Here is a 2,649-nt window from a genome sequence, read left to right as displayed (position 1 = left end):
CGTGTCATCATACAATTCAAAATGGCTGTTTTGATAACGTATAATCATACTCCCACTAGACTCGTTTTTGACTACAAACCACAAACCAATATCAGAAGAGTAAACCCTATAATCCTCTAATGTTAGTGAAACCCCATTGGCAGAGAATCCTTCTTTCAGAAGGAGAATTTCCCCTGGAGAAGGGTTCTGTGCAGTAGATGCTGGTGGCATCAAATCAATACGCCATTGCATATCCTGCAAGTCCATAAACTTGGAGACTTTCACAATGAGATAAGAAGCATCTTGGCTGATTACTCCGTCAAATTCTCCTATTATATCAAAATCACAACCACCGTTCGCGGGTCTCAATGTAACTGCATCCCCTATTTCCAATTGTCGTTGTTTTGTATCATATTCACACGACACATCATGGTCATACTGTCTACCCGTGTCATCATACAATTCAAAATGGCTGTTTTGATAACGTATAATCATACTCCCACTAGACTCGTTTTTGACTACAAACCACAAACCAATATCAGAAGAGTAAACCCTATAATCCTCTAGTGTTAGTGAAACCCCGTTGAGTGAATATCCTTCTCCGAGTGATTTCATATGATTCTCGCTGGTTTGTGGTTCAGCCGTAGGTGTAGATGTTGGTGGCATTGGAGTAGGTGTGAATGTTGATGGCATTGGGGTAGGCGTAGAAGTTGATTGAATAGGTTCGGGTGTAGGTGAAGGCGTAAATGTCTTAGTGGGTATAGGTGCTGATGTGTTAGTTGGTGCAGGAGAAGTTGGATTTACCAAAGCTACGCTCGTTTCCGATTCTTCGGGATAATCAACGGGAGTTTGTACTTGTGGAACCAGGGTATATAATGGTTCTGGCGCTAGAAAATCAGGCAATATTCCGATTATTGCTGCCAATATAGCACCAATGCAACCTATGATTGCTACCGTTATTCCTATAATAGCCTGAAGTTTAGGGTTAGCTTTATCTTCTCTCATTCCTATCTCCTTGATTACGTATCGTCTTCAATGTGCACTGCGGTGACTAACTAGTGATGTAAATGCACATACTAAACACCCAACTTACGGACTTGTGCTGCGCATTCCCCTTTACAGTGCAATCCTGCCAAGCAAAAAAACTATACAGCAAGCACCGGAAAAAGTCAACCCTGGCGGCCAGCAAATAGCCGCTTGCATTTTCGCCCCACCTGATATACAATCAACCCGAAACCGTCCACACGCATTCGAGAATGACGATTCTGCGAGGAGGTGATGATAATCCACGGTCAATATATCTCGCGAGCGAGTAGAGTCTTTGCAAGGGTAGTGAAAATAAAGAGTCACAGTCTCGACAAGAAAAAGGAGAATTATCATGTCCCCAGTAACATCGGCAAGTATCGACGAGTATCTGACGCGCACCGGTGTCGCCATCGGCAACGCCCGTGAAACCCCGGCCATACTCGCTGCCCTGGAAGTGTACGGCTACGACGATGCCGTTCTACAACAGGGCCAGGATCTGCTGGACGCCGCCTTTGCCTTGAGCAGCGCCCAACGCCAGGAATACGCGGAACAGTACGGGGCTACTGCTGCGTTGAACGAGGGCCACGCGGAAGCCGACCGGCTGTATAGCGCGCACCGGCAGATAGCCGCTATTGTCTTTAAGAATGACATCACCCGGTTGGGAACCTTTGAACTGAACCAGGCCAAGAAACAGAGCTTTTCTGGCCGCCTCACCCAGGCCAGGTATTTCTATACCAAGCTGCTCGCCGACGATGACGCCATAACCGCGATGGGCCGTTTTCGGATCACGCGGGAGCAATTGGAAAAGGGCCAGTCGTTGACCGATGAGACGATGGCGCTCAACAAGACGCAGCAAAAAGAAAAGAGCGAGGCCCAAAAAGCCACCAAGGACCGGGATGCCGCGTTGGACGAGTTGCACGAGTGGATGTCCGAGTTCAAGGCCATCGCCACGATTGCCCTGGCGGACGATCCCCAATTGTTAGAAGCGCTGCAATTCGGCGCGATTCCGTGAGGATTGTCGGCGGATTGAGAAATTAGAGATTGGTTCATTCTCAGAAGAATGAACCAATCCACTAACATCTTGACCTTTTATCCCACCTGATATACAATTTGATCGCAGAAATGTCTAGGGAACGGTTTCCCACACCAGGGAGCTACTTTCCACACGGGGGAGCGGTTTCCTGCGCCAGGGAGTCATTTCCTGCGATGGGGAACAGTTTCCCACGCCAGGGAGTTATTTCCTGTGCTGGGGAATCATTTCCCACGATGGGAAGTCATCCCCCAATGTAGGAAATCATCCCCCAGTACGGGAAGTCATCCCCCAGCGTGGGAGATTATCCCCTATTGTGGGAATTTGTTCCCCAGTATAGGGAATTATCCCCCAGTGTGGGAAGTCATCCCTCGTTATGGGAAGTCATCCCCCACAACGGGAAATCATTCCCCACACAAAAGGGGCATTCCCGATCACCTTGTCGCCTTGTCACTCAGTCACCCAGTCACCCGGTCATCCCCCGGGAAGGGAGCTAGATGTCAGACAGTAGTGTGCACAAAAATCTGGACGAATACCTGGTGCGCGCCGAAGTTGCGATCACGAATGCGCGCCAGCAGGCGGATATATTCGCCGCTCTGTCCGAGTATGGCTAT

Annotated in this window: 1 protein-coding gene and 1 pseudogene; one reads left to right on the top strand and one right to left on the bottom strand. The window is 48.8% G+C overall.

Annotation, left to right across the window (positions count from 1 at the left end; genetic code table 11):
- Positions 1-984 (bottom strand): annotated as a pseudogene (locus tag GY843_RS20660) (hypothetical protein); the annotation flags it as partial.
- Between the two features lie 373 nt (positions 985-1,357).
- Between GY843_RS20660 and GY843_RS20655 the strand changes: the two are divergent.
- A complete protein-coding gene (locus GY843_RS20655) occupies positions 1,358-2,017 on the top strand; it encodes a hypothetical protein (RefSeq protein ID WP_297312569.1) in 660 nt (219 codons plus the stop codon).
- Positions 2,018-2,649: the final 632 nt, after the last annotated feature.

Source organism: Neptuniibacter sp. (genome assembly GCF_024231755.1).
In the GTDB taxonomy this organism is placed as follows: Bacteria; Pseudomonadota; Gammaproteobacteria; order Pseudomonadales; family Balneatricaceae; genus Neptuniibacter.
Note: the sequence above shows the minus strand (reverse complement) of the source record. Positions and strands in the feature narration are given on the sequence as shown.